Source organism: Flavobacterium plurextorum (assembly GCF_024638035.1).
In the GTDB taxonomy this organism is placed as follows: domain Bacteria; phylum Bacteroidota; class Bacteroidia; order Flavobacteriales; family Flavobacteriaceae; genus Flavobacterium; species Flavobacterium plurextorum.
Genome location: NZ_CP100442.1, coordinates 4,836,890 through 4,863,856 on the forward strand (window position 1 = coordinate 4,836,890; position 26,967 = coordinate 4,863,856).

23 protein-coding genes and 1 other RNA gene are annotated in these 26,967 nt (G+C 32.9%); 9 read left to right on the top strand and 15 right to left on the bottom strand.

Translation table 11 applies throughout. The features are described 5' to 3' along the window. Position 1 precedes the first annotated feature (1 nt). Positions 2-3,190 (bottom strand): SusC/RagA family TonB-linked outer membrane protein, encoded by a 3,189-nt coding sequence (locus NLG42_RS20980; RefSeq protein WP_257682238.1) that lies wholly within the window; start codon positions 3,188-3,190, stop codon positions 2-4. 269 nt (positions 3,191-3,459) lie between these two features. Here NLG42_RS20980 and NLG42_RS20985 point away from each other — a divergent pair, with 269 nt between their 5' ends. From NLG42_RS20985 to NLG42_RS20995, 3 genes are all read left to right on the top strand, one after another. Next, on the top strand, positions 3,460-4,512 hold the full coding sequence (locus NLG42_RS20985; protein WP_089052823.1) for a sensor histidine kinase: 1,053 nt from the start codon (positions 3,460-3,462) through the stop codon (positions 4,510-4,512). Further along, positions 4,502-5,203, top strand: coding sequence for a LytR/AlgR family response regulator transcription factor (locus NLG42_RS20990; protein ID WP_089052822.1), 702 nt, complete (start codon positions 4,502-4,504; stop codon positions 5,201-5,203). Before NLG42_RS20985 ends, NLG42_RS20990 begins: the two co-directional genes overlap by 11 nt. A 168-nt stretch (positions 5,204-5,371) precedes the next feature. Next, positions 5,372-6,841: an MFS transporter gene (locus tag NLG42_RS20995; protein WP_089059177.1), complete on the top strand. Its 1,470-nt coding sequence runs from the start codon at positions 5,372-5,374 to the stop codon at positions 6,839-6,841. A gap of 158 nt (positions 6,842-6,999) precedes the next feature. On the opposite strand, the gene NLG42_RS21000 is transcribed toward NLG42_RS20995, so the two are convergent. The 5 genes from NLG42_RS21000 to ffs all read right to left on the bottom strand — a co-directional run bounded on the left by NLG42_RS21000 (position 7,000) and on the right by ffs (position 9,695). After that, a complete protein-coding gene (locus NLG42_RS21000; RefSeq protein ID WP_257682239.1) occupies positions 7,000-7,497 on the bottom strand; it encodes a hypothetical protein in 498 nt (165 codons plus the stop codon). Positions 7,498-7,589: 92 nt separating this feature from the next. Then, on the bottom strand, positions 7,590-8,246 hold the full coding sequence (gene fsa, locus NLG42_RS21005) for a fructose-6-phosphate aldolase (protein WP_089052819.1): 657 nt from the start codon (positions 8,244-8,246) through the stop codon (positions 7,590-7,592). A 152-nt stretch (positions 8,247-8,398) separates the two neighbouring features. Continuing rightward, entirely contained in the window at positions 8,399-8,599 is a 201-nt protein-coding gene (locus NLG42_RS21010; RefSeq protein WP_099718996.1) for a hypothetical protein, read from the bottom strand. A gap of 4 nt (positions 8,600-8,603) precedes the next feature. Beyond that, positions 8,604-9,407 (bottom strand): SDR family oxidoreductase, encoded by an 804-nt coding sequence (locus tag NLG42_RS21015; protein ID WP_089059180.1) that lies wholly within the window; start codon positions 9,405-9,407, stop codon positions 8,604-8,606. 190 nt (positions 9,408-9,597) lie between these two features. Then, positions 9,598-9,695: signal recognition particle sRNA small type (gene ffs, locus NLG42_RS21020), an RNA gene on the bottom strand. An 88-nt stretch (positions 9,696-9,783) separates the two neighbouring features. Here ffs and NLG42_RS21025 point away from each other — a divergent pair. Further along, complete coding sequence (locus NLG42_RS21025; RefSeq protein ID WP_099719002.1) at positions 9,784-10,833, top strand: glutaminyl-peptide cyclotransferase; 1,050 nt, start codon at positions 9,784-9,786, stop codon at positions 10,831-10,833. Positions 10,834-10,925: 92 nt separating this feature from the next. Beyond that, positions 10,926-12,161, top strand: coding sequence for an imidazolonepropionase (hutI, locus tag NLG42_RS21030; protein WP_257682240.1), 1,236 nt, complete (start codon positions 10,926-10,928; stop codon positions 12,159-12,161). Between the two features lie 98 nt (positions 12,162-12,259). Here hutI and NLG42_RS21035 read toward each other — a convergent pair whose 3' ends face one another. Beyond that, the gene (locus tag NLG42_RS21035) at positions 12,260-13,138 is read right to left on the bottom strand and encodes a hypothetical protein (RefSeq protein WP_089052815.1); all 879 of its coding nucleotides are present in this window, start codon (positions 13,136-13,138) and stop codon (positions 12,260-12,262) included. Positions 13,139-13,236: 98 nt separating this feature from the next. On the opposite strand from NLG42_RS21035, the gene NLG42_RS21040 reads away from it, so the two are divergent. Both NLG42_RS21040 and NLG42_RS21045 read left to right on the top strand, forming a co-directional pair. Further along, entirely contained in the window at positions 13,237-14,283 is a 1,047-nt protein-coding gene (locus NLG42_RS21040) for a formimidoylglutamase (protein WP_089059184.1), read from the top strand. 123 nt (positions 14,284-14,406) lie between these two features. Continuing rightward, positions 14,407-15,654, top strand: coding sequence for a DEAD/DEAH box helicase (locus NLG42_RS21045; protein ID WP_089052813.1), 1,248 nt, complete (start codon positions 14,407-14,409; stop codon positions 15,652-15,654). Here NLG42_RS21045 and NLG42_RS21050 read toward each other — a convergent pair. The 3 genes from NLG42_RS21050 to aroC form a co-directional block, all read right to left on the bottom strand. Then, positions 15,651-17,837 (bottom strand): response regulator, encoded by a 2,187-nt coding sequence (locus NLG42_RS21050; RefSeq protein ID WP_257682241.1) that lies wholly within the window; start codon positions 17,835-17,837, stop codon positions 15,651-15,653. The genes NLG42_RS21045 and NLG42_RS21050 overlap by 4 nt on opposite strands. A 124-nt stretch (positions 17,838-17,961) precedes the next feature. Further along, on the bottom strand, positions 17,962-19,245 hold the full coding sequence (locus NLG42_RS21055) for a dicarboxylate/amino acid:cation symporter (protein WP_089059186.1): 1,284 nt from the start codon (positions 19,243-19,245) through the stop codon (positions 17,962-17,964). 52 nt (positions 19,246-19,297) lie between these two features. Further along, positions 19,298-20,356: a chorismate synthase gene (aroC, locus tag NLG42_RS21060; RefSeq protein WP_029273121.1), complete on the bottom strand. Its 1,059-nt coding sequence runs from the start codon at positions 20,354-20,356 to the stop codon at positions 19,298-19,300. 187 nt (positions 20,357-20,543) lie between these two features. Here aroC and NLG42_RS21065 point away from each other — a divergent pair, with 187 nt between their 5' ends. Beyond that, positions 20,544-21,365, top strand: a complete 822-nt coding sequence (locus tag NLG42_RS21065; RefSeq protein WP_257682242.1) for a UDP-2,3-diacylglucosamine diphosphatase — start codon at positions 20,544-20,546, stop codon at positions 21,363-21,365. A 146-nt stretch (positions 21,366-21,511) separates the two neighbouring features. Next, positions 21,512-22,009 carry a hypothetical protein gene (locus NLG42_RS21070; protein WP_089052808.1) on the top strand — a complete coding sequence of 166 codons (498 nt, stop codon included), beginning with the start codon at positions 21,512-21,514 and terminating at the stop codon, positions 22,007-22,009. Between the two features lie 158 nt (positions 22,010-22,167). On the opposite strand, the gene NLG42_RS21075 is transcribed toward NLG42_RS21070, so the two are convergent. From NLG42_RS21075 to NLG42_RS21095, 5 genes are all read right to left on the bottom strand, one after another. After that, positions 22,168-22,590 (bottom strand): protease complex subunit PrcB family protein, encoded by a 423-nt coding sequence (locus NLG42_RS21075; RefSeq protein WP_089059188.1) that lies wholly within the window; start codon positions 22,588-22,590, stop codon positions 22,168-22,170. Between the two features lie 25 nt (positions 22,591-22,615). Next, positions 22,616-23,752 carry an N-acetyl-alpha-D-glucosaminyl L-malate synthase BshA gene (gene bshA / locus NLG42_RS21080; protein ID WP_089059189.1) on the bottom strand — a complete coding sequence of 379 codons (1,137 nt, stop codon included), beginning with the start codon at positions 23,750-23,752 and terminating at the stop codon, positions 22,616-22,618. A 375-nt stretch (positions 23,753-24,127) separates the two neighbouring features. Then, positions 24,128-24,610, bottom strand: coding sequence for an ABC transporter ATPase (locus NLG42_RS21085; protein WP_089052805.1), 483 nt, complete (start codon positions 24,608-24,610; stop codon positions 24,128-24,130). A gap of 97 nt (positions 24,611-24,707) precedes the next feature. After that, the gene (locus NLG42_RS21090) at positions 24,708-25,499 is read right to left on the bottom strand and encodes a (Fe-S)-binding protein (protein WP_089052852.1); all 792 of its coding nucleotides are present in this window, start codon (positions 25,497-25,499) and stop codon (positions 24,708-24,710) included. 128 nt (positions 25,500-25,627) lie between these two features. Beyond that, positions 25,628-26,965 (bottom strand): 4Fe-4S dicluster domain-containing protein, encoded by a 1,338-nt coding sequence (locus NLG42_RS21095; RefSeq protein ID WP_089059190.1) that lies wholly within the window; start codon positions 26,963-26,965, stop codon positions 25,628-25,630. Between the last annotated feature and the right edge of the window lie 2 nt (positions 26,966-26,967).

The window sequence follows — 26,967 nt, forward strand, 5'->3', positions numbered from 1 at the left end:
TTTAGAATGCAATTTTAATATTAAAACCATACGACTGTCTAAATGGTAACGAACCATATTCAAAACCTTGTCCGTTTCCAGATGTATACATAGACTCCGGATCAACATTTGGAAGATCTTTATTAAAAGTCAATAAGTTTCTTGCAAATGCCGAAACATAAATTGAGTTAATTTTAGCACCCGAAAAAACACTTTTTGGGATTTGATAACCTAAACTAACCTCTCTTAATTTCACATAAGAAGCATCGTAAACAAATGGAGCCGGTGTGTTATTAAATACTGTATTCCAATAATCCTGAGGATTTACAGGTTTTGTGTTTTTTTCATACTTCGGATTGCCTGTAGTTCCTACATTCACAACACCTTCTGCAATATATCCTCCAGTAGGAATCCATGTTGCTTGACTAAAATTAGGATCGCTCGCAATTGCCTGAGCTCTTGCTTGATTATAAGCATCTCTACCATCAGTGGTAACATCCAAAAGTCCTTTTTGTGCAGCAACAGAATTAGTCATAGAATATACATCCATTCCAAACTTCATATCTATTAAAAATTGAGGTGTTATTCCTTTGTAGCTAAATCTATTTGTTAAACCTGCAGCCCAATCTGGAAGACCTTTTCCTAATGCTACTTTTTCATCTGTAAATAATGGCAGACCATTTGCTCCAACAACTTTTTCACCTGCATCATTTCTTAGAAAATCTCTTCCCATAATGGTTCCGTATTTACCTCCAACTTCTCCAACAATAGAAGCTCCTGCCCAGCGTGCTTCAGAAATTGTATACGTTTGAATATCTGGATGTAAAGAAAGAATTGAGTTTTTATTTTTTGAGAAATTCAAATCAATTCCCCATTCAAAATCTTTAGTTCTAATAGGTGTACCAGACAAAAAGATCTCAATACCTTCGTTACGCAATTCTCCAGCATTAACCGAAATAAACTCATATCCAGAAGTTGCAGATGAAGGAAGATCCAGAGTTTGATCAGAAGTATCTTCACGATAAACAGTAATATCGGCTCTTAATCTATTTTTAAAGAAAGAAGTTTCAAGTCCAAACTCTACTCCTGTTTTAGATTGGTAAGTCAAATTAGGATTTGGCGCAGCACTATTTTTAATATTGACCACACTCTGACCATTGTAAGATGCAAACGTGGTATAGTTTAATGCATTTTTATAAGCACCAGGAGCATTAGAAACTCTCGCCCAAGAAGCTCTAAATTTTCCATAATTAAAAACTTCGTTTTTAATATCAAAAGCATCAGAGAATACAAAACCTAACGAAGCTGCAGGATAAAAAGCATCTTTATTAATTACACTGAACCAGTCATTTCTTCCCGTAAATTCAGCATATAAATACCCTTTGTAATCAAACTTTGCTGAACCATAAACTGAATTTGTTCTGGTTCTGGTTTCAACAGGAGCATTTTCTGTTTGATTAACAAAATTACTGATGTATTCAGTTCCCGGTTCTATAATTTTTGTTCCAAATCTTGAATTTTGATCTCTTCTAAAATCTCTTCTTCCAGCTCCTAAAATTCCTGAGAAAGTAAAATCTTCAGCTAATTTTATATCACTAAAAGTTGCGATTAAGTCAGTATTCATCTCTGACACATTTATATTGTTTAAACCTAAATAACCTTCATCTCTTCCTGGCCAAGTACTTCCTGCAGCCATAAAATCTTTAGCACTAAAAGCGTAAGTATCTAAACCAGATCTCAACGTTAATGCTGCCCATCTTTTTAGCTGATAAGTTCCAGATACATTACCAATAAAACGATTTTTCTTAGATGAATTATGATTCTCGTCTATCGTAAAATATGGGTTTAATTGATAAATATTAGTATTCCATTCGTATATCTTACCTGTTTCTGGATCCTTATAATTCTTTAACCAAGCTTGATCAATATTTGGAGCCAATCCGCTTAATGAATAACCAATATTATTAGGAGAATCCCCTAGACCTGGTCTGTTCTCAGTATTTTCGGCAATATAATTTACATTAGCATCCAACGTAAATTTCTCTGATTTTAAAGTTGCATTTAAACTTGCATCATTTCGTTCTAAACCAGATCCCGGAATTACGTCATCGTTATTTAAATTATTATATCCAAAACGTACATAAGCATTATCACTACCTGCCGATAATGAGATTCCATTTGTAGTTGTAAATCCAGTTCTAAAAAAATCTTGAATATTATTATCGACTTTAGCGTAAGGTCTTGTAGAACCATCAAATATTTTTACTTGTGCTCCTACAGATTGAGAGAACTTTGGTCCCCAAGCGCTGGTAGTATAGTTATAAAGTTCAGAAGGACCTCTGCTAGGATCCGGCAGTGCACCATTTGCACCAGTTCCATAATCACTTTGAAAATCCGAATACTTAGCATTTACATGATCAAAGCTTACACCGCTTGTCAATTCAACTTGAAGCTTTCCTTTGCTTCCTTTTTTAGTTGTAATTAAAATTACTCCGTTCAAAGCTCTTGATCCATACAATGCCGCAGCAGCTGCACCTTTCAATACTGTTAAGCTTTCAATGTTGTTAGGATTAATTCCTGAAATTCCATCTCCATTATCACGTCCATCAAACCATCTGCTTGCTGCAGCATTATCATTTGATAAACCAGAATTATCAATAGGAACTCCATCTACAATATAAAGCGGCTGGTTACTTTCGCTTATACTTGAAATACCTCTAATAATAACTCTCGTACTACCAGCAATTCCCGTTGACGGTATTGACACGTCTACACCGGCAACTCTTCCTGATAAAGCTGAAGTTACATTTGTTGTGATCGCTTTATTTAATTGATCACCTTTAACATCTTGAACTGCATAACCAAGTTCTTTCTTTTGTCTTTTAATCCCAAGTGCTGTAACAACAACTTCATTTAAGTTTTGTGCATCTTCTTTAAGCACGACATTAATTGTAGGTGAAGAAGTCACCGTTACTGTTTGGGTTTTAATACCAATATACGAAAACGCAAGAACATCTCCCGCAGATGCTTGAATCGTATACTTTCCGTCATAATCACTTTGGGTTGCCGTTTTTGTACCTTTAATAATAATACTCACTCCCGGCAGCGGCAATCCGTTTTGATCGCTTACCAAACCTTTGATTGTTTTTACTTGTGCAAATGACATTTGCGAAGTAAAGATAATCGCAAGGATTAACATAATTTGTTTCATTTTTATCATGGTTTTGATTAGTTAAGCGATAAAAATATTGTTAAGGCACTGTTAAAAAAAATATATTATACAAACAGTACAGTTTTTTAAACAAACAACACGAAACATTCAACATTATGTTTTACGAAAACGTTATATCGTTGAAATACAGTATTTTTTAACATTTATTTTAAAATTTAATTCAAAAAAATTGTGTTTTTGACAGTAATTATGTAAAGTTGTACTGTATTTACAAGTCCTCCCTAAATAATAACAAAACGTTAAAAAAGTTGAACGAAATTCGAAAATTAAACTTTGACATAAAACTTCAAAATCATATTTGGTTTTGGGGCACTTATTTCACTCTCAACTTTTTGAGATGGGGCGCTTACTTTAATGACTATCCATATTCTTTTAAATCAAATTTAATTGAGTTCTCACTGCACATTCCATTAGTATATTTTAATCTATTTATTTTAGTACCTAAATATGTCCTAAAACAAAAATACATTACCTACACTTTTGCTCTATTAGCCAGTCTTTTTGGTATTTATCTTCTAAAAACGGCTCTTACCTTTTATATTATCTCGGAAAATATTTGGCCGGAAGCGAATCGAGAATATCATCCGTTTGAGATTAATCATATTGTAGCGGTTTGTATTGGAGAATTGTATGTTCTAGCAATGGCTTCATCAGTTTACTTAACACTGACTTGGCTTCGTGAACGCGAAAGAAACAGATCATTGCGAGAGAATCAGTTTAAAATCAAATTGAAATATCTAGAAAATCAAATTCAACCGCATTTCTTTTTTAATACTTTAAACAATCTTTATGCATTGTCACTAGAATCTTCAGACAAAGTTCCAGATGTAATTATCAAACTTTCGAACTTAATGGAGTATGTTCTATATGATGTAAAAGGAACTAAATTTGTTCCGCTGATTAAAGAAATCGATTATATTCAGAATTACGTTGAGATTGAAAAATTACGTTTTGAGAATGTAGAAGTTACTATTAACCTAGAATCTAACATTGAAGATATAATGGTTCCGCCGCTGATCTTTATCTCATTAGTAGAAAATGCCTTTAAACATGGCAGTATAAACAATACTAATCTAAAAATTAAAATCAACTGTAAGATTATTGATAACAAAATGTTAGATTTTGAAATCTTAAATAATTTTGTACTTTCACAAAATCTTAACTCCAAAGGCGGTATTGGTCTGGTTAATACAAAAAAGAGATTAAAACTGATTTATAAAAATCATTTTAGCTTAAAAGATACAACAAAACTGAATTACTATATAATACGTTTACAAATACCAATTGATAATGAAGATTAAATGTGTATTGATTGATGATGAACCTTTAGCTATAAAAGTGCTGCAAAATTATTTTGCAAATTTTACAGACTTTGAAGTAATAGGAACATTCAATAATTCTCTAGAAGCGCTGGATTTTATAAACAGCACCTCTGTCGATGCCGTTTTTCTTGATATCAATATGCCTATGATGACTGGCTTTGAGCTTATCAGTTTAATGGAAAACAAAACCAAAGTAATCATAACAACCGCATTTAGAGAATTTGCTGCCGAGAGTTACGATCTCGATGTGTTAGATTATTTAGTAAAACCTATTCCGCTTCCACGATTCATAAAATGCATTAATAAAATTACGACGGAATACAATTTAAAAAACAATATTAAGGTCGATACCTCAAAAAGCGATTCGCATATTTTCATCAAAGTAGATAAAAAAATGATGAAGATTAATATTGAAGAAATTCTGTTTATAGAAGGAATGAAAGAGTACATAAAAGTTGTTACTCCAGACAAAACTTATATCACCCACAGATCATTAACCTCATTATCTGAAGAACTCCCTGCTGAACGCTTTTTGCGCATTCACAAATCGTATGTTATTGCTTTAAACAAAGTAAAATCAATAGAAGGAAACCGCATACAGATTCAGTCCTACACGATTCCTATTGGAAGAAATTACAGTAAAGACGTCAAAAATCGAATTTTGGAGTAAAACTTTAACATTTCTAACTCTATATAAATTAACACATTGTTGAATAAATACTGTAGTTCGTTTAAATTTAACATTATTTTTAATCAATAATTTTTTTTTGATTCGTGTAACAAATATATTTACGGTCTTCAAAAAACAATTTTATTAAAAATTAACCTTATTACAATTATGAGTTCAGAAAATGTGCAAACCAAATGGGGGCAGTTTATCTCGTTGATAATAGTCTTCTTCTTTTGGGGTTTTGTTGGTTCCGCCAATGATATCCTTATTCCCGTATTCAAAAAAGTATTCACCTTATCTCAAGTTCAATCACAACTAGTAGCGTGGGCTTTTTATGCGGCGTATTTTGTAGGATCTTTGATTTTCTTTTTAGTTTCCTTAAAATTAGATGTTCTACAAAAATTTGGATACAAAAAAACCCTTTCAGCTGGTTTAGTACTTTCAGCTTTTGGTTCATTTTTATTCATTCCTGCAGCAACAATGGAAAGCTTCCCATTTTTCCTAACAGCTTTATTTACTGTAGGATTAGGTTTTTCTATTCAACAAATTGTTGCCAATCCATTAGCCATTAAAATGGGAAGCCCTCAAACCGGAGCTCACCGTTTAACACTTGCAGGAGGCATTAACTCTTTTGGAACAACAATTGGAGCAATTTTACTTGGAATCGCTTTATTTGGAATGGGAGACAACAAAAAAACAGCACTTTCTTTAGAAGATATTAAATTACCTTTTATCATCCTAGGTCTTGCATTTATTGCAGTTGCAATTTTTATGAACTTCTCTAAAATTGAAGACCCGGCAAAAGAAGAGGAAGAAGTAGTTAAAACAGCACACGAAAAATTCAACATCCTTGATTATCCACAACTATATCTAGGAATGTTAGGAATCTTTATTTATGTTGGAACCGAAGTTACAATTATCAGTAACCTGCCTGCTTTACTTCATACTGCTGAATTTGGTAATGTATTAGAAGACGCTATCGCGCCATTTATTGCTCTATATTGGGGAAGTTTAATGATTGGTCGTTGGAATGGTGGTGTTAACGTTTTCAATACTTCAAATTTGGTAAATACAGCATTAAAATTCATTGTTCCTGCTATTGCATTTGGAGTAATTATTGGCGCTAATATTTTTGCAGCGCATGATGTTTCTTCATTCTACATTTACCCAATCTGGATTTTAGTATTTATTGGAGTGAGTTTTATAGGAGGAAAAAATGCTGGAAAAACGCTAATGCTTTTCGGAATATCTGGTTTATTAATGATGCTTGCAGGATTAGTTTGTCCAAGCCCGGAAATTGCTAAATTTTTCTTTATCTCTGGTGGATTATTCTTGTCTATCATGTGGCCTTCAATCTTCGATTTAGCAATCGCTGGTTTAGGAAAAAACACAGGAAAAGCATCTTCATTTCTAATCATGATGATTCTTGGAGGAGGAATTATTCCTTTAGTACAAGGAAGTATCTGTGATTTTGACCTTACAAAACCTGAAGGAATCTTTGGTATTACATGGACACATTTCTCTTACATTGTACCTCTTTTAGGCTTTGCTTATTTAGGATTCTACGGTTTCTACTGCCCTAAAATATTGAAAAAACAAGGAATCAGCCACGTTCAAAGTGAAGGCGGCGGTCACTAATTAAAATATAATTACAATAAAAAAGTCCCATTTTTCATAAAATGGGACTTTTTTTATACACTCTGCCAATAACATAAAACTAAATTCAAGCAGCATCAAAAAACAATTCAAAACAACCTCTGAACCTTTACGACTTTGCTTCTTTGAACCTCATTACATTACTTAGCATTTATAATATTACTCAAATTCTTCTTAAAAACGGCTTTATTTTGCTCACTTAAATTATACACAACATCTTTATCAGCATGAACAATAACTTTATCTATATTGGCCGCTAAAAGAGCCTGAGGATCTTTAATTTTTAATGTACAGGCGCCATCAAAAAAACCGTCATCTTCAATAATTTTTTTAGCCTCAATAATTGTCCCATCACTTAATACTGCTGATATTGTCATTGTTTTATTGAGTGTTTTAGAATAAAATCCATCCATAACCAACATCAGTCGGTATGAGTTTTTCAATTCAGGTCCCTTAAATTCATGTCGGGTAATATTATAACGCAAACCTTTAGCCAATACCTGAAATTTAACACTGCAATCAAGCTCATAAGCAGCCACATCACCAGCTTCATTAACACTTGTTAAAACCTTCGCAGCTTGCGCATTTATGGATAAACTCGCAACAAAAAATGACATTAAGAATAGTACAATTTTCATAAGTAATTTGTTTTTAGGTTACTATAAAAGTAAAAAAAAAACGTCTTTTCTCGTTAGAAAAAAGACGTTTTTTTTTTATAAGTATCTAATAATTACTTATTTCCCTTCTCGAAGTCAGCTACGAATTGTGCTAAACCGATATCAGTTAACGGGTGTTTCAATAATCCGTAAATTGCAGAAAGCGGTCCAGTCATTACATCAGCACCAATTTTTGCACAGTTTACAATATGCATTGTATGACGTACAGAAGCTGCTAAAATTTGAGTTTCGTAACCATAGTTATCGTAAATTTCTCTAATTTCTTGAATTAAATTCAAACCATCTGTAGAAACATCATCCAAACGACCAATAAAAGGAGAAACATAAGTTGCACCAGCTTTTGCAGCCAATAATGCTTGTCCTGCAGAAAACACAAGAGTTACGTTTGTTTTAATTCCTTTATCAGAAAAATATTTTGCAGCCATTACACCTTCTTTAGTCATAGGCAATTTTACAACGATTTGATCATGTAATTCAGCTAATTCCTCACCTTCTTTCACCATTCCTTCAAAATCCAATGCATTTACTTCTGCACTTACATCACCTTCTACAAGATTGCAAATGTCAACATAATGCTTCAAGATATTGTTTTTTCCAGTAATTCCTTCTTTAGCCATCAAAGACGGATTAGTTGTTACACCATCTAAAACACCTAAAGCTTGTGCTTCTTTAATCTGAGCTAAATTAGCAGTATCAATAAAAAATTTCATAATCTATTTATATTTAATTGTGTTGAATATTAATTGGGCGTGTTCGCTGCGGCAAACGGGCTTTCGGCTATATCTTTTGTTCCTCTTCACTTCGCAAAAGGATAATACCTTTATCCCTCACGCAAACTCAGCTGCAAAATTACAACTTATAATTACTTAGAAGAATTCTTTTTATTTAATTCTTTCAATTCATCTCTAATTTCTTCAAGAACTTTCAACGTTTCTTCTTTATAAACTTCCGAATTATTAATCTTATCACTCAAAGAGCTTAATATTCTTCGAAATACAAACCAAACAACAAGAAAAATTAAAACAACAAAAATAGTAGGCAAAAACTCTATCATCTGCTCCATAATTTTACAAATTATAATGATTCATCAGCATTTTTTCATAAACCTTATCTGGCAATGCACGTTTCAATACAATCGAAAACTTCTGCATGAAAGCGCCAACTTTGTAATGAACTTTTGGTTTATCTTCTTGAATAATTTTAAAAATAGCTTCAGCCATTTCATTTGGATTACTTCCCGCATCAACATGCTCATCCATTGTTGCTAACGTTTCTCCATACACTTTTTCATAAGCAGAACCTTGAATAACCGGCGCATGATAACGTCCTGATGCAATATTTGTTGCAAAATCTCCAGGAGCAACATTTGTAATTTCAATCCCAAATTGCTTCACTTCCATTCTCAAAGCCTCAGTGATCAATTCTAAAGCTCCTTTTGAAGCCGAATAAACACTTCTGTAAGGCAATCCCATATAACCCGCAATTGAAGTAATATTAATGATCAAACCAGATTTTTGTTCACGCATTTGCGGCAATACTGATTTCATTACCTCAATTGGCCCAAAAAAATTGGTTTCAAAATTGTTTTTAATTTCCTCCATCGGAATTTCTTCCAAAGGTCCTGTAATTCCAACTCCAGCATTATTAATTACAATATCCAATCTCCCAGAAGCTGCAATAATTTTATTCACCGCCAGCTTAATTGATTCAGCATTTCGAACATCCAGAGCCACTAACGGGAAAATAGAATTCAATACTTTTTCAGGATTTCTACTGGTTCCATACACAACGAATCCTTTTTTATGCAAAAATTCACCAATCGATTTTCCAATCCCTGAGGATGCACCAGTAATTAAAACAACTTTATTCATTTTTTGAGTTATGAGTTATGAATTGTGACTTATGAGTTTTACGAAAGAAGACAAAACTTTTCATCTCTAATGCTTAACTCCAAACTTCACTAAGGACCAAAAATAAAAAAATCCTCCCGAAGGAAGACTACTTTTACATTAATTCTAAAAAAAAATCCCGAAACTTCGGGACAATAAAAAAAAAGAAAAAAAATGGCAAGCGACCTACATCGCACCGCTCAACCACGTACCCTTGCTATGTTCCCATCCTGGGGGAGTCTGCAGGAGCTGGTCGTGTAGGACTTGCCGGTGCAAATATACAATCTTTTTATATTTTTGCAAGAGCTTTGCTGCTATAAAAATATCGTTGTATATTGGCTTATTCAAATTTTAAACTATGAAAAAATATAACTTCCTAGCTGTCATTTTATTAGGAACTACATTAATTGGATGTGGAGATAAAAATAAAAGTGAAAATTCTTTATTTAATATTGACGATTCTGCTTTTCCTGCCCATTTTCTTCCACAAGAAGCTGTTTCAATCGGAATTTCGAACCCAAATTCGAAAGAAATCGACAGCGTTGCATACTTCGTTAACGATAAAAAAGTGGGAAGTAAAAAAGGAAATGAAAAATTTAAATTTGAACTAAAAGATCAAAGATTAGGTTATCAATATCTAAAAGCAACAGTTTATTATGGAGGAAACTCATCTGATGCTACTAAAAGAATTGAATTAGTTTCAAGTGTTGAACCAAAATTACTCAACTATAAAGTTGTAAACACATATCCGCACGACACCAAAGCTTTTACAGAAGGTTTAGAATTTTATGATGGCGTTTTATATGAAAGTACAGGTCAAAAAGGAGATTCTTATTTTAGATCTGTAGATTATAAAACTGGAAAAGTGATTAAACAAGTAGATCTTCCGAAAGAGTATTTTGGCGAAGGAATTACTTTTATTAATGGAAAAGTTTTTCAATTAAGCTGGCAGGAAAAAACAGGTTTTATTTATGATGCTAAAACATTAAAACTTGAAAAAACATTCACCTACGACAAAGAAATTGAAGGTTGGGGAATGACAAATGACGGAAAATACATTTATCGTTCAGACGGAACTGAAAAAATCTGGAAGATGGATCCAAATACACAAAAGCTGATTGACTATATCAATGTATATTCAGGAACTTCAAAAATTAAAGTTCTTAACGAATTGGAATATATTAATGGAAAAATCTATGCAAATGTTTGGCAAAAAGATGCGATTGCAATTATAAATCCAACTTCTGGAGCTGTTGAAGGCATTTTAAACCTATCTGGTTTACGCAAATTTATCAAACATCCAGAAGCCGAAGTATTAAACGGAATCGCTTACAACCCACAAACCAAAACCATATTTGTTACGGGAAAATATTGGGAGAAAATGTTTGAAATAACCGTTTCTGAATAATAAAACAAAACTAATAAGAACACAAATTTCACAGATTTCGCGAATTAGTTCGTGATAATTTGTGAAATTTGTGTTTTATAACAATAACAATAATGACAACATTAATAAAAAACATACAAGAACTGCTTCAAGTTCGCGAAACTTCAATATCAAAAGTTTCAGGAGCTGAAATGGCAATACTTCCGACCCTTAAAAATGCTTTTTTACTGATAAAAGACAATTTAATTGCCGATTTTGGATTGATGGAAAATCTTCCTGAAATCGATGCAGACGAAGTTATCGATGCCACAGGAAAAGTAGTTCTGCCAACTTGGTGCGACAGTCACACTCATATTGTTTACGCCGGCAATCGCGAACAGGAATTTGTTGACCGCATTAACGGATTTACTTATGAAGAAATTGCTAATCGCGGAGGTGGAATATTAAATTCGGCTAAAAAACTAAACGAAACTTCAGAAGACGATATTTACGACCAATCTAAAATTCGTCTTGAAGAAGTAATGCAGTTAGGAACTGGCGCTGTCGAAATAAAATCAGGTTACGGTCTTACGATTGAAGGTGAATTAAAAATGCTTCGCGTAATTAAAAAACTAGCTGAAAATTATCCTATTTCAATAAAAGCTACTTTTTTGGGCGCTCATGCTTTTCCAACACATTACAAAGAAAACAAAGCGGGTTATATCGAAGAAATCATAACGCAAATGATTCCTGAAATTGCTCAAAATAAACTTGCTGATTATATTGATGTTTTCTGCGAAAGCGGCTATTTTTCAGTTGAAGAAACCGAAAAAATAATGAATGCAGGAATAAAATCAGGCTTAACACCAAAAATACATGTAAACCAATTCAATTCTATTGGCGGAATACAAGCTGGCGTTAAATTTAAAGCCCTTTCTGTAGATCATCTTGAAATTATGAATCCTGAAGATATTGAAGCTTTAAAAGACACAGAAACGATGCCGGTTGCTTTACCATCATGTTCTTATTTTTTAAGTATTCTTTATACTCCAGCCCGCGAAATGATCAAAGCAGGTTTACCGCTTGCATTAGCAACCGATTTCAACCCCGGTTCTACTCCATCAGGAAATATGAATTTTGTTGTTGCAACGGCTTGTATAAAAATGAAAATGACTCCTGAAGAAGCTATAAATGCAGCTACAATTAACGGAGCTTATGCAATGGGACTTTCTGAAACACATGGAAGTATCACAAAAGGAAAAAAGGCCAATCTTATCCTGACGAAACCAGTTTCTTCTTATTACCAAATACCTTACGCTTTTGGCAGTAATTTAATTGAAAGTGTTTTTATAGAAGGAAAAATTATATAACAACAATATCTTCAAATAGTTTTATCAATAAAAAAAGGTCTGCGAGAAATCACAGACCTTTAATATTTTAGTGGTATTATTACTTAAGCGACGTGGTATTATCTTAAACTGAAGCTTGTTTTAGAAACCAACTCATCATTATCAAAAACATTGATAAAGTAAGTTCCTTTAGCAAAATCTTTACCTGGTAAATCTTCAGTAACATTTACGCTTTTGTTCTCATATTGAACAGTAGTTTTAAAGCTGTATGTTAATGATTTATCACCAAAACTTTCAGTTTTCTTATCACCTAAAACGTTATTTTTAGAATCAATTACTTGAACATAATACGTTTTATCACCAGACTTAGCGATTTGATTTTCAGCAATTGTAAAGCTTACTTTCAAAACATCGGCACGGCTTGCTTTATCAGTTTCAACTTGTTTTCCTGAGCTTTTCAATTTGTAAGCTGCAGTTTTAGTATTTAAAACTGATAATTTAGAACCTCTCTCTACAGTTTTAGCCAATTCTTCATTTTGACCAACTAGTACTTCGTTATACTTTTTAGATTCTCCCAATACTACAATAGTACTATCTCTTTGAGTAGTTAAAACACCATTTTGTTTTTTCAACTCATCGTTTTCAGCAACTAAAGTTTTCATTTTACCTTGCATTGCTTGAACTTGAGATCTGAATTTAGAAACGTCACCTTTAGATTTGTTCAAATCATCCATTAAAGCTACTACTTTATCTCTTTCTTGAATTAATTCATCAGACATTGAAGTATTCTCTGCAATTGCAGCATCATAAGTCGCTTTTAACTCTTGCAAATCTTTCATAACAGATTCTTTCTCTGTCATCGTCGTTGTAAGTTCAGTTTTAACCACTTCAGTATCAGAAGAAAGTTTAAAAATATACACTAAGCTACCAATTAGTAGGACTGCTAAAACTGCGATAATCGCCTTTAGACTTGAATTGTTGTTCTTTGGGTTTTCCATATTGAATAATTTTCTTTAAAAACAAATTTAAGAATTAATATATCGTAATAACGTAAGTTGACGCAATTATATTATTTTTGGAAAATATTTTTTTTTTAATGGAAAAACTAATTCCTTTTACAGTCAATGATTTGGCAAAAGTCACAAATCATCGAAGCGGCGAAATAAAATTTGGAGAAAAAATGATTGTCATTCCTAAGGGAGCTGATAAAATCAAATTTTTACAAGAAAGCGAAGCAAAATATGTTCTTTTGGGAATCCCAGAAGATATAGGCGTGCGTGCTAACTACGGCAGACCCGGAGCTGCTTCTGCTTGGGATAGTGCCATAAAAAGTATTGCCAATATTCAGCATAATCGCTTTTGCAAAGGCAGCCAGATTATAGTTCTAGGACAACTCAATGTTTCCGAAGAAATGCGCAATGTTGAAAATCTAGATTTTAACGACATTGACGACCGATCTAAACTAAGCCAATTGGTAGAAAAAATCGACAAAGAGGTTTCGCATATTATTTTTACTATAATTAAAGCTGGAAAAACTCCAATTATCATTGGCGGTGGTCATAATAATGCCTACGGAAACATTAAAGGTTCGGCTTTAGCCAAAGGAAAACCCATTAATGCAATAAATTTTGATGCCCATTCAGATTTTAGAATTCTCGAAGGCCGCCACAGCGGAAATGGATTCTCGTACGCTTACGAAGAAGGTTTCCTAAAAAAATATTTCATTTTTGGGCTCCATGAAAATTATACGTCAAAAAGTGTTCTAGACATTATCAAAAAACTAGAAGACCGCGTTCGTTACAATACTTACGACAGCGTCAATATTCGTAAAGAAAAAGACTTTGACAAAGAAATGGCTCTTGCACTTGAATTTATAAAAACAGATTCATTTGGAATTGAAATTGACTTAGATGCAATTCCAAACATTGCCAGTAGCGCAATGACTATAAGCGGATTCTCGGTTGAAGAACTCAGACAATTTATTTCTTTTTTCGGACAGCATAAAAATGCAGCATATCTTCATATTTGCGAAGGTGCACCAGATTTAGCCGATTCACCAAATAACAATTTAATTGGAAAATTAATTGGTTATTTAGTTACCGATTTTGTGAAAGCCAATAACGAAAAAGAAAAATCACAATGAACGACAACCGCTTTAAAACCACACATTTCCCAAATAATACAAGAATCAAATAAACGATTGACCGAATAAACCTATCTTTGCACAGATTTTAGTACTTAAAACTAAAATCTTAATTACTAAGATATGTTATTCGAAGATTTATCACTTTCAAAAAGTATACAAAAAGCCGTATTTGAAGAAGGCTATTTAAATCCTACCCCAATTCAGGAAAAATCAATTCCGATTGTTTTGGCTGGGCGAGATTTAATTGGCTGCGCGCAAACAGGTACGGGAAAAACTGCAGCATTTGCAATTCCTATCATACATCAATTACACCGAATTGTAGGCTCTTCAAAAAAAGCCAAACAAATTCGTGCTCTTGTAGTTACTCCTACTCGTGAATTAGCAGTACAAATTGGTCAAAGTTTTGACACTTATGCTAAATATACAAACTTAACACAGCTGACTATTTTTGGCGGCGTTTCACAAAACCCACAAGTTGAAGCTTTAAAAAATGGTGTAGATATTTTAGTAGCCACTCCAGGCCGCTTACTTGATTTACACAAACAAGGTTTTCTAGATTTTAATCATTTGCATACTTTAGTTCTTGATGAAGCAGATCAAATGCTTGATATGGGTTTTATAAATGATGTAAAGAAGATTGTAAAACTGACTCCAAAAAACAGACAGACTTTACTTTTCTCTGCTACAATGCCTTTAGCAATTCGCGAACTGGCTGAAATGTTTTTACAAGATCCAGAAAAAGTAGAAGTTTCTCCAGTTTCTTCAACTGCCGAAAATGTAGAACAACGTATTTATTTTGTTGATAAAACAGAAAAAAGAAATTTATTATACCATTTGATAAAAAACGAAAACTTATCGAATGTGCTTGTGTTTTCAAGAACGAAACATGGGGCTGATAATGTTGTAAAAGCACTTAGAAAAAAAGATATTCCCGCAGAAGCAATTCATGGAGATAAATCTCAAAATGCAAGACAACGTGTCCTAGATGCTTTTAAAAACAAAGAAGTTGGCGTACTTGTAGCTACAGATATTGCTGCAAGAGGAATCGACATTGAACAGCTTCCTTATGTTATCAATTTTGATCTGCCGAATATTCCTGAAACTTACGTACACCGAATTGGACGTACCGGGCGTGCAGGAAATGGAGGTATTGCAATTTCATTTTGCGGAAAAGACGAACATCCATACTGGAAAGATATCCAAAAATTAATAAAAGTAGATGTTCAAACTATTACAGATCATCCTTACCCTTGGCACGAAGGAAGTCCTGAAGCAGGTGAAAAACCTAAAAATTCAAACCGAAGCGGCGGAGCTCATAAATCGAGAAAATCAAATGCTTCTAAACAAAATAAAAAACGCTGGTATTAACCAGCGTTTTTTGCTTCATTTATTAAATAGTTTAAAATCTTAAACAACTTAACAGGTTCAAACGGTTTTACAATAATATCGTTTATTCCTGATGAAATTGCTTCATCTGTTATTTCATCTTTATCAAAAGCAGTTAAGGCAACTATTGGTGTTTTTATTCCCAAAAGACGGATTCTTTTCGTGGTTTCAAATCCATTCATTAAAGGCATATTAATATCCATTAAAATAAGATCAAACTCCTCAGTCTCTAATATCTTTAAAGCTCCGAATCCATCATCTACAACAGAACAGATATAGTTGTTTTTCTCGATAATTTTCTTGGTTACCAATTGATTAATCAAGTTGTCTTCAACAATTAAAATTTTATAAATCTCATTCGATGTTAAATCAACCTCGATTTCTTCTATAATCTTTTTAGTTTTCTGCGGATCATGCTCGAATGGAACTTTAAAAGAGAAAGTGGTTCCTTTGCCAAGATCACTTTCTACACTTATTGAGCTTCCAAAAAGCCCTAATAATCTTTTCACAATACTAAGCCCTAAACCGGTTCCTTGATAATCTTCCTCTTTTCTTCCCACTTGAACAAATTTTTCGAAAATTTTATTTTGATCAACAGCAGCTATACCAACTCCGTTGTCTTTTATTAAAAAATCTAAAAAGTAAAACTTCCCTTCAATTCGGTCCAGTTTAACCACAATATCGACTTCCCCATTTTTAGTAAACTTTAAAGCATTACTAACCAAGTTCATTAAAATTTGAGCTAAACGAAGTTTATCTCCAATTAGATATTCTGGAATCTTGTTGTCTATATCGATGTTTATTTTATTATTATTTTTTTGAGATAAAAAAGAAAGAGAGTTCTTGATTACAGTTATCTCATCAGAAATATTAAATGTTAAGTTCTCCAGCACTACCTTATTTTCTTCAATTTTATTGATTTGAAGAATATCATTTACAAGCGACAATAAATATCTGGCAGAAAATTTCAAAGCACTTAAATGCTCGCTTCGTGCTAATTCCTTATGTTCATCGAGCAACATATTCGTTATACCAACCACACCATAAAGCGGAGTACGTAATTCGTGGCTTATAGTCGAAATAAATTGAGTTTTCAGGAGTGAGGCTTCCTCTGCAATTTCTTTTGCTTTTAAAAGCTCTAAATTGTGTTTTTTCTTAAGTCTGATATTTTTAATTAAAGTAATAATCAGAAACAGCAAAATCAAAGAAATTAAAACAAACAGAATAACGATAATTTTTGATTTTTTGAGACTGTGATATTGTTCTACTTTTTCGCTCTCGACTTTATCAATCTGCCTTTTATACTCGTCTAATTCAAGATTAAAACCAGCAACAGTAGCTTTCTTAATTTTTTCATCATTATACAACTCATCAGTAAGCTTGGTATACATCGAGAGATGTTCATAAGCTTCTTTAAGTCTGCTTTTTTTAGTTAAAAATCTTGAATATTCTAAATGAGCAAACGCCAAATCAGATTTTTGAGTATTATCCTTCCCAGCTTTTATAGCTTTTATAAAAAAAGCATCAGCTAAGCTGTCTTCATTACGAAAATTATGATAGATGCCATTAAACATATTCACAACAATTTCCGTCAATTCGTCTCCGTACTTTTCCTTATTCTCATTTACATATTTTAGATACGGATAACCTTCCTCATATTTCTTAATATCAAAATACGCCCAGACAATATTTACATTACTAAAATAAACCTGACTTAAATCTTTAATTTTCAAACCATAAACAATCGATTTTTTATAATATTGAATTCCTTTCTCGAACTGTTTTTTTTCAAAACAGTACATATTTCCTAGATTATTATAAAGATTGTATTTAATAGAATCGTTTTTCGTTTTATTGGCATAATACAAACTTTTGTTGTAAAAGAAGATTGCCTTGTCAACTTCTAACAACTCATTGTAGTTTGCGGCTATAATATTATACGAACGAGAAATTAAGGTAGGATTCTTAGAATTAGTTGCAGCATTTAGTGCAGCTCTGGAAATAATTAATGATTTTTCGAAGTTTGACTCTCTAAAATCAGCTAATGCTTTTTTTATAAGTTTATCGATCTTTGCTTCTGATATGGGTTCAGTTTGCCCGATTGCTGAATTGACAAAACAATTCAGAAATAGAAGAAGAAATAAAAAAATCCGTTTTCGGGGCATTAATCGGCTAATTTTATCAAATATACATTTAAAAATTTAAAAAAAGAGCTGTATTTCAATTAAAAAATACAGCTCTTTTTTTATATATAAAAACACGTTTTTCTACTGAAAAAAGTATCTTTTTTTAACTTTCAGATACAACCTCTGTTTCTTCATTACCTTCCCATTGTCCAACAACCGACGTAGCTAATGCATTACCCAAAACGTTTGTTGCACTTCTAAACATATCACAAAAGTGATCAATTGGCAAAATCAAGGCGATACCTTCTACAGGAATTTTAAACATTCCGCAAGTTGCCGCAACAACAACTAAACTAGCTCTTGGCACACCTGCAATTCCTTTACTGGTTAACATTAATACTAAAAGCATTACCATTTGAGTTCCTAAATCTAAATCAACTTTATAAAATTGCGCAATAAAAATACTCGCAAAAGTCATATACATCATACTTCCGTCTAGATTAAACGAATAACCGAGAGGCAGCATAAATGATACAATTCTATCTTTCACACCAAAACTTTCTAATTCTTCAGTTAATTTAGGAAAAACAGCTTCACTGCTTGTAGTTCCAAAAGCAATCGCCAAAGGTCCTACAATACGTCTTAACAACTCTGTCATTCTTCCTTTTAGAAAAATATAACCTACAGCAATTAAAACAACCCATAATGTACCAATTCCAAGTAAGAAAGACCCAAAGAATTTAAAGTATGTTATAATCAACTCTTCGGCATCTCTAATTGCAAATACACCTGCAATAGCACCAAATACTCCAATTGGGGCGAAGTTCATTACATAATTCACCATTTTCAAAACGATGTGTGACATTTTATCTAAAGCACCAATTACAGGCTTCACAGTATTTCCTAATGATGCAGCAGCCAATCCAAAAAAGATTGAAAACACAACGATTTGTAAAATCTCATTGGTTGCCATTGCCTCAAAAATACTTTTAGGAACGATATGTTCAACAAAATTCTCGAAAGATAAGTTTTGAGTTTTTCCAGTTACCTCTGTTGCAGATGCCATATCAACATGCCCTAAGTTGATTCCAACTCCAGGTTCTAAAATATTAACATAAAACAACCCTATCAATAAGGAGATAAATGAAGCTGTAAAAAACCATCCAAGTGCTTTTCCTCCAACTCTTCCAACTGTTTTTATATCACCTAATTTTGCAATTCCAACCACTAAAGTTGTAAAAACTAAAGGCGAAATAATCATTTGCACCAAACGAATAAAAATAGTTGCCAGCATTTTTATTTTGTTGCTGAAAGACAACGCAGCTTCTGGCGAAATATAATGGTGCAATGTAATTCCTAGAGCTGCTCCAAGAACCATAGCAATTAAAATTTGCCCAGTTAGTCCTGAAAGAAATGATTTTTTTTTGGTTTCTGTAACTTGTTGCATTAATTTGTTTTTTAATTATTAAAATATAAGACCCTCACTGTCTTAACTTTTATTAATATGTTTTGTTGATTAAATAAAAATCAGCCAAAACAATTGCGGCCATTGCTTCAACAATTGGCACAGCACGAGGGACAACGCACGGATCATGACGTCCTTTTCCGGTCATTGGTGTTATGTTTCCTTTATTATCAAGTGAATCTTGAGTTTGCATAATTGTAGCAACCGGCTTAAAAGCAACTCTAAAATAGATATCCATTCCGTTACTGATTCCACCTTGAATTCCACCTGAAAGATTTGTTTTTGTAGTTCCGTCAGGATTATACAAATCGTTATGTTCGCTTCCTTTCATTTCAGATCCAGAAAATCCGCTTCCGTATTCAAAACCTTTAACTGCATTTATAGAAAGCATCGCTTTTCCTAATTCAGCATGTAATTTATCAAATACCGGCTCTCCTAAACCAACTGGAACATTTTGAATTACGCAAGACACAACACCTCCAACGGTATCTCCTTGTTTGCGAATATCACGAATATATTCTTCCATAATTGCTGCTGATTTTTCATCTGGACAGCGAACTGGATTGCTTTCGATTTTAGAAAAATCTAAATCTTGATAAGGTGTATCTAAATGAATAGGTCCAACCGAAGAAACGTAAGCATTAATTTTAATTTCAGGCAGCATTTGTTTTGCAATTGCTCCCGCTACAACTCTGCTTGCCGTTTCACGTGCAGAACTTCTTCCGCCGCCGCGATAATCACGAAAACCATATTTTTGATCATATACATAATCAGCATGACTTGGTCTGTAATTATCTTTTATATGCGAATAGTCGTCTGACTTTTGGTTGGTGTTTGGAATAATAAAACCTATTGGTGTTCCGGTAGTTTTACCTTCAAAAATTCCAGATAAAAACTGAACTGCATCTGGTTCTTTACGTTGGGTAACAATTGCTGACTGTCCTGGTTTTCTACGAGACATTTCAACTTCAATTGCTTCTAAATCAAGTTCAATTCCTGATGGACAACCGTCTATAATTCCGCCTAAAGCTTCACCATGAGATTCTCCAAATGTCGTAACTTTATATAGGGTGCCGTAGCTATTTCCTGCCATTGTTATTTGTTTTGAGCAAATGTAAGTTTTATGAATTAAATTAAAAAATTTAAAATTGTTATTGTTAATTAAAGATCAAACAAATAAAAATCACAATTTATTAAAACTGCAGCCAAATTAGTAACCTTTTGATAAAACCGTTTTACCAAGAGATTCTTTTATTTGCTAAACTTCAAATTAATAAAAATTGAAAAAAAGAAATGTTGAATTGGTCATTATCTCAGATGTCCACTTAGGAACTTACGGAAGTCACGCCAAAGAATTAAACAACTATTTATCAAGCATTAAACCTAAAACTTTAATACTTAACGGAGATATAATTGATGCTTGGCAGTTTAGAAAATCTTACTTTCCTAAATCGCATTTAAGAGTTATACAACGTATAATAGGAATGGCTTCTAAAGGAACAAAAGTCTATTATATTACTGGAAATCATGATGAAATTCTTCGAAAATTCAGCGACATGAATCTAGGAAATTTTAGTTTGGTTGATAAATTAGTTTTAGAATTAGACGATAAAAAAGCTTGGATTTTTCACGGAGATGTATTTGATGCTTCTGTTCAACACTCAAAATGGATTGCAAAACTAGGCGGCTTAGGATATGATTATTTAATTTTGAGCAATCGTTTTGCTAATTGGTGTTTGGCAAAACTAGGTCGAGAACCATACTCTTTCTCAAAAAAAATAAAAGCCAGCGTAAAAAAAGCCGTTAAGTTCATCTCAGATTTTGAAACCACTGCAACTGATTTGGCTATCGAAAAAAAATACGATTATGTAATCTGCGGACATATTCACGAGCCCAAAATAGTTACAAAAGAAAACAAACACGGATCAACATTATATTTAAACTCCGGTGACTGGATCGAAAATTTGACAGCATTAGAATATCATAAAAAACGCTGGAAATTATATTCTTACACAGAAAGTAATTTTTCAGAAGAAGAAAATCTTTTTGAAATGGAAGACATTATTACCTCTCAATTAATCTCATCGATAATTCTTAAATAGTAAACATATAGCAAACCACTACTTTTAGGTTAATTTACAACGTTTCAAATGTTGCGAAATGTGAATTATATAACAATTTCCAAAAATCTTATACGTTCTTGAATTACGAGAACTATACATTTGAAAAAAATTAATTTAACCATTTTATGAAAAAGATTATTCTATCTGCCATTATGCTATTAGGATTAGCATTTACGGCTCAATCACAAGAAATTTCAAAAAACGCTCTTGGTATACGTTTAGGCGACAATAACGGTTTTGGAGGTGAAGTATCTTACCAACTGGGATTAAATCAAAAAAATAGACTTGAATTTGATTTAGGATGGAGAAACAGCAGCGATGTTGACGCCATTAAAGGTGTTGCTTTATACCAATGGGTTTGGAACATTGACGGCGGTTTTAACTGGTATGCTGGTGTTGGTGGTGGATTAGCCGCATGGGATCATGATTATTACAATAACAACTACAAATATAACGACAGCGGAACTTATGTTTTTGCAGCTGGAGATATTGGTATAGAATACAGATTTAGTGAAGTGCCAATTACATTATCATTAGATGCCAGACCTGAAATTGGTTCTGGATATTATGATGATGACAACTTCGGATTTGATGTTGGCCTTGGTGTTAAATTTAGATTTTAATCCAAAAAAATCAACAACTAAAAAAGAAAAAACCTGCTTTAAAACAGCAGGTTTTCTCTTTTTTTATTGTCACCCTAAGCGTAGTCAAAGGGTTTAAGGTATAAAAGAGGCTTCGACTACGCTCAGCCTGACATTTAAATCACCAAAGCTAAGAACAATTACTTAATAATAATTTCTTTCTTAGAGTGTATTTTCACAACTGTATACGGATATGTAATAACCTGCATAACCATTGCATCTTTAGCCGGACTGTTTTCTTTTACAGTTATAATAATATTTTTATCTGTTTCCTCAACTTTATCAACTCCAATAGAATAACCTCCTGTATTTTTCTCTCCCATATTTAAAATAATATAGTTGGAATTATTAATATCAGTCTGTTTCATTTTATCAGCCAAAAGCGGATCATTTTCTAACATTTTGATCTCGTTTGGCTCGGTCAAAATCTCATAAAACTTAATATTACCACCGCCGTCAGACTGTTCCGTTAAAATCTCATACAAACCTTTTGAATCTGATGTTTTTTTAACACCGCAGGAAATCAAAACAAAAAGGACTAGAACCGAAATTACTTTTTTCATTTACGCTTATATTATTTAAAAACTTTTACTCTTTATAATCATCTATTGCTTTTTGATACAAAGCTTCATACTTAGGCAAGATGTTTTTAATATCAAACTTTTTCGCAACCTCTAAAGCGTTTAATTTAAATTGATTCAGAGTTTCATCGTCTTTTAAAATTTTAATTGCATTGGCAGCCATTTCCTCGACATTTCCAACATTACTTAAATAACCAGAAACTCCATCAAAATTAACTTCAGGCAAACCTCCAGAATTACTTGAAATAACAGGAACTCCGCAAGCCATTGCTTCTAATGCAGCAAGACCAAAACTTTCTGTTTCTGATGGAAGTAAAAACAAATCGGTAAAACATAAAATCTTATCAATCTCGTTACTGTTTCCAAAGAAGATTACTTTATCATAAATCCCCAATTCCATACACAAAACCTCTGCTTTTTCTTTCTCAGGCCCATCGCCCACCATCATTAATTTAGCAGGCATTACTTTCTGAATATTATAAAAAATCTTAATAATATCCGGAATACGTTTTACCTTTCTAAAATTACTAATATGTGTTATGATTCGCTCATCTTCTTTTGCCATTACATAACGATGACATGGCACAGTTGGATCTTTCTTAACTTTATCCAATTCAATAAAATTCGGGATTACCTTAATTTTATTTTTGATTTTGAACAGTTTCAAAGTATCATCTTTCAAACTTTGCGAAACTGATGTCACATAATCTGATTTATTGATACTAAAAGTTACAGCAGGTTTATAAAACGGATGATTTCCTACCAGCGTAATATCAGTTCCGTGAAGCGTCGTAATCATTGGCAGATTAATTCCTTCATTTTTCAGCATTTGTTTCGCCATATAACCCGCATAAGCGTGAGGAATTGCGTAATGCACATGAAGAACTTCGATCTTATACAATTTTACCATATCTACCAATTTACTTGACAAAGCCAATTCGTAAGGTTGATAATGAAAAAGTGGATATTCTGGAACGTTTACTTCGTGATAATGAACATTCGGATTCAAAAGCGCCAACCTAACCGGCTGACTATATGTTATAAAGTGTATTTCGTGTCCGCGTCTGGCTAATTCAAGGCCTAGTTCTGTTGCAACTACACCACTACCGCCAAATGTCGGATAACAAACTATTGCTATTTTCATGTATAAAATTTAATTCTACGAAAATACTCAAAAATACTGTTTAATTACCCTTTCAATTGTTAGATTTTTGACAAAATTAGATTAATTCTAGTGAGTTTTTTCTCTAGAAGCAGAACCATATCAACCAAAAGAAACTTCAGTCCCGCTGTACGCTATATCTTTTCCTGTCTAAAGAAGCCAGAAACAGGATACCGCTTCCATCGGGGCTAGATTAGACGTTTTTGTTTTTACAAGAACATACTTAAACCAACTTTGACCAACTTTTGCAAAAACCTGAAACTTGAAACCTGAAACCTGAAACCTGAAACTTGAAACAATAAAAAAAAGGCACAAAACTTAAAGTTTCATGCCTTTTAAATATTTTACAAATTACTCTTAGAAAAATCTGCTGTGCCAGCTGTCGGCAGCAGGAACTTCCCAAGATTCATTAAATTCTTCAATATTATTTACCAAGTTATTGAAAACAATTGTGTTCTCAGAAACTGATTTATCCTTTACCATTTTCTTGAAATCAATTAATGGTTTATGTGCGATATGTTCTCCAAGTTTAAAAGTAACGTTCATTTTGTCTAACAAATCAACGTTATATTTTTTCTCTAAACCTTGAATAAACTCAACCGAACTATCAATCGAGCAGCCTGTAGCAGCTTGCACTTCTTGATTTACCGCTAATATGATAAAACGATTGTATTTAAGTAAAAATGAAGCTTCAAGACTTGTTCCGTGCGCGGCCCATTCTTCAACAAAAGCTTTCAAATCGGTTTCGATTTCAGAAAATTCTTCCTCAGAAAATTTTCTGTTCGATTGGTAAATCCAAACTCTAGATTCACCAGGTAAATTTTCAAAAGGTATATACATTTTTAAATTTTAGATTTTAGATTATAAATTTTAGATTTTTAAAGAGTTTTGAATAAACCTTTACTCTTTTGAATCTTTTCCACTTTGCACCTTAAAACTATAGATCTTGTGCATTAGCAATTAACTCTGCAATATCCAGCACTTTTACCTGCCCTTCTTTCTCTTGATGTTTGATACCATCTGTCAACATTGTATTACAGAAAGGACATCCTGCGGCAATAATATCTGGTTTCACTTCTAAAGCGTCTTCTGTACGTAATACGTTAACTTCTTTATTTCCTGGTTCAGCATCTTTAAACATTTGCGCGCCACCAGCTCCGCAGCATAATCCATTGGCTTTAGAACGCTTCATTTCGACTAATTCAACATCTAACTTCTGAATTAAATCTCTTGGAGCTTCATAAACTTTATTTGCTCTTCCTAGGTAACAAGGATCGTGAAAAGTGATTCTTTTTCCTTTAAATTGTCCGCCTTCTACAGTAAGTCTTCCATCATCAATTAATGATTTTAAAAACTCTGTATGATGAATAACTTCATAGTTTCCACCTAATTCTGGATATTCATTTTTTAAAGTATTAAAACAGTGCGGACAAGCGGTAACAATTTTTTTTGCTTCATAAGCATTCAAAACCTCGATATTCATCATGGCCTGCATTTGAAACAAAAATTCATTCCCGGCACGTTTTGCAGGATCACCAGTACAGCTTTCCTCCGCACCCAAAACTGCAAATGAAACATTAGTACGGTTTAATATACGTACAAATGCTTTTGTGATTTTTTTTGCTCTATCATCAAAACTCCCAGCGCAACCTACCCAGAATAAAACTTCTGGCTGTATTCCCTGAGCTAGCATTTCAGCCATTGTTGGCACTACTAAATTTTCTGACATCTTCTTTTGTTATTAAATCGGTTAATCGTTTATTTGGTTAATCGCACTCTTTGCTATTACCTACTAAAAACCTTACTATTTTTATTCAAATCGCTTAAACGGTTAAAGAAATAACCAATTAAACTTTTCTAATTTTCGTTTTTCCAATTTAAACGGTCTTGCTGACTGTATTGCCAAGGAGCACCGTTATTTTCAATATTAGTCATCATTGCATTTAATGACATTGGCGCAGCACTCTGCTCCATCACTAAATAACGACGCATATCCATAATAATAGACAACGGACTAATATTAACAGGACATTCTTCTACGCAGGCATTACATGAAGTACAAGCCCACAATTCTTCTGGTGTAATATAATCGTTTAATAAGGTTTTATTATCTGGCACAAAAACACCTTTATTAGCGTCGATATTATTTCCTACTTCTGTTAAACGGTCTCTCGTATCCATCATAATTTTACGTGGAGACAATTTCTTTCCTGTTTGATTTGCTGGACAAGATGATGTACAACGTCCGCATTCTGTACAAGTATAAGCATTCAACAACTGAACCCAATTTAAATCCTGAACATCGCTCGCTCCAAACTTACTCGGAGCTGCATTTTCATCAACAGGAGCAGCTGCAAATGGATCTGCATTTGGATCCATCATTAACTTAACTTCTTTTGTTACAGAAGCTAAATTATCAAACTGACCTTCTGGATTTAAATTTGCAAAATAAGTATTAGGGAAAGCTAAAAGAATATGCAAATGTTTTGAGAAGTATAAATAGTTCATAAAAACTAAAATACCCGCAATATGCAGCCACCAAAAAGCTTCAAACAATAATGAAACTAATTCGTTTGACATTCCATTAAAAATTGGAGCAATAAACTGACTTACTGGAAAACTTCCTGCTTTATGAAAATGAGAAAATCCGCCTGGAACATTCTGCAAATGCAAATCGGAAGCATTCATCAATAAAAACAAAAGCATCAAAACGGTTTCAAAATACAAAATGTAATTTGCATCGCTTTTAGGAAATCCGTTTAAGTCAGGATTTATAAAACGTTTAAGTCTAATAACGTTTCTTCTAATCCAGAAAACTACAACAGCAAAAATTACAAGTATTGCCAGTATTTCGAAAGAAGCTATTAAAACATCATAAACCACACCTAAATAAGGCGCAAAAATTCTATGAGTTCCAAACAACCCATCTATAATAATTTCAAGTAATTCGATATTAATAATTATGAAACCTACATATACAAAGATATGAAGTATTCCAGCTACAGGGCGTCTCACCATTTTTGATTGCCCAAGAGCAATCATTGCCATGTTTTTCCAGCGCGCTTTAGAATTATCCTTTCGATTTACATCTACTCCCAAGTTAATGTTTCGGATGATTTTTTTCACGCTCGCTGCAAAAAAACCAAAACCAACTATAAGAAGTATGGCGAACAAAATATTATCTAAATAACTCATTA

What these genes read in the sequence shown, in the direction of transcription:
- NLG42_RS20980 (WP_257682238.1), bottom strand. Translation starts at nt 3,190, where the DNA reads ATGAAACAAATTATGTTAATCCTTGCGATTATCTTTACTTCGCAAATG.
- NLG42_RS20990 (WP_089052822.1), top strand. Translation starts at nt 4,502, where the DNA reads ATGAAGATTAAATGTGTATTGATTGATGATGAACCTTTAGCTATAAAA.
- NLG42_RS20995 (WP_089059177.1), top strand. Translation starts at nt 5,372, where the DNA reads ATGAGTTCAGAAAATGTGCAAACCAAATGGGGGCAGTTTATCTCGTTG.
- NLG42_RS21000 (WP_257682239.1), bottom strand. Translation starts at nt 7,497, where the DNA reads ATGAAAATTGTACTATTCTTAATGTCATTTTTTGTTGCGAGTTTATCC.
- fsa (WP_089052819.1), bottom strand. Translation starts at nt 8,246, where the DNA reads ATGAAATTTTTTATTGATACTGCTAATTTAGCTCAGATTAAAGAAGCA.
- NLG42_RS21010 (WP_099718996.1), bottom strand. Translation starts at nt 8,599, where the DNA reads ATGGAGCAGATGATAGAGTTTTTGCCTACTATTTTTGTTGTTTTAATT.
- NLG42_RS21015 (WP_089059180.1), bottom strand. Translation starts at nt 9,407, where the DNA reads ATGAATAAAGTTGTTTTAATTACTGGTGCATCCTCAGGGATTGGAAAA.
- NLG42_RS21025 (WP_099719002.1), top strand. Translation starts at nt 9,784, where the DNA reads ATGAAAAAATATAACTTCCTAGCTGTCATTTTATTAGGAACTACATTA.
- hutI (WP_257682240.1), top strand. Translation starts at nt 10,926, where the DNA reads ATGACAACATTAATAAAAAACATACAAGAACTGCTTCAAGTTCGCGAA.
- NLG42_RS21035 (WP_089052815.1), bottom strand. Translation starts at nt 13,138, where the DNA reads ATGGAAAACCCAAAGAACAACAATTCAAGTCTAAAGGCGATTATCGCA.
- NLG42_RS21040 (WP_089059184.1), top strand. Translation starts at nt 13,237, where the DNA reads ATGGAAAAACTAATTCCTTTTACAGTCAATGATTTGGCAAAAGTCACA.
- NLG42_RS21045 (WP_089052813.1), top strand. Translation starts at nt 14,407, where the DNA reads ATGTTATTCGAAGATTTATCACTTTCAAAAAGTATACAAAAAGCCGTA.
- NLG42_RS21050 (WP_257682241.1), bottom strand. Translation starts at nt 17,837, where the DNA reads ATGCCCCGAAAACGGATTTTTTTATTTCTTCTTCTATTTCTGAATTGT.
- NLG42_RS21055 (WP_089059186.1), bottom strand. Translation starts at nt 19,245, where the DNA reads ATGCAACAAGTTACAGAAACCAAAAAAAAATCATTTCTTTCAGGACTA.
- aroC (WP_029273121.1), bottom strand. Translation starts at nt 20,356, where the DNA reads ATGGCAGGAAATAGCTACGGCACCCTATATAAAGTTACGACATTTGGA.
- NLG42_RS21070 (WP_089052808.1), top strand. Translation starts at nt 21,512, where the DNA reads ATGAAAAAGATTATTCTATCTGCCATTATGCTATTAGGATTAGCATTT.
- NLG42_RS21075 (WP_089059188.1), bottom strand. Translation starts at nt 22,590, where the DNA reads ATGAAAAAAGTAATTTCGGTTCTAGTCCTTTTTGTTTTGATTTCCTGC.
- bshA (WP_089059189.1), bottom strand. Translation starts at nt 23,752, where the DNA reads ATGAAAATAGCAATAGTTTGTTATCCGACATTTGGCGGTAGTGGTGTA.
- NLG42_RS21085 (WP_089052805.1), bottom strand. Translation starts at nt 24,610, where the DNA reads ATGTATATACCTTTTGAAAATTTACCTGGTGAATCTAGAGTTTGGATT.
- NLG42_RS21090 (WP_089052852.1), bottom strand. Translation starts at nt 25,499, where the DNA reads ATGTCAGAAAATTTAGTAGTGCCAACAATGGCTGAAATGCTAGCTCAG.
- NLG42_RS21095 (WP_089059190.1), bottom strand. Translation starts at nt 26,965, where the DNA reads ATGAGTTATTTAGATAATATTTTGTTCGCCATACTTCTTATAGTTGGT.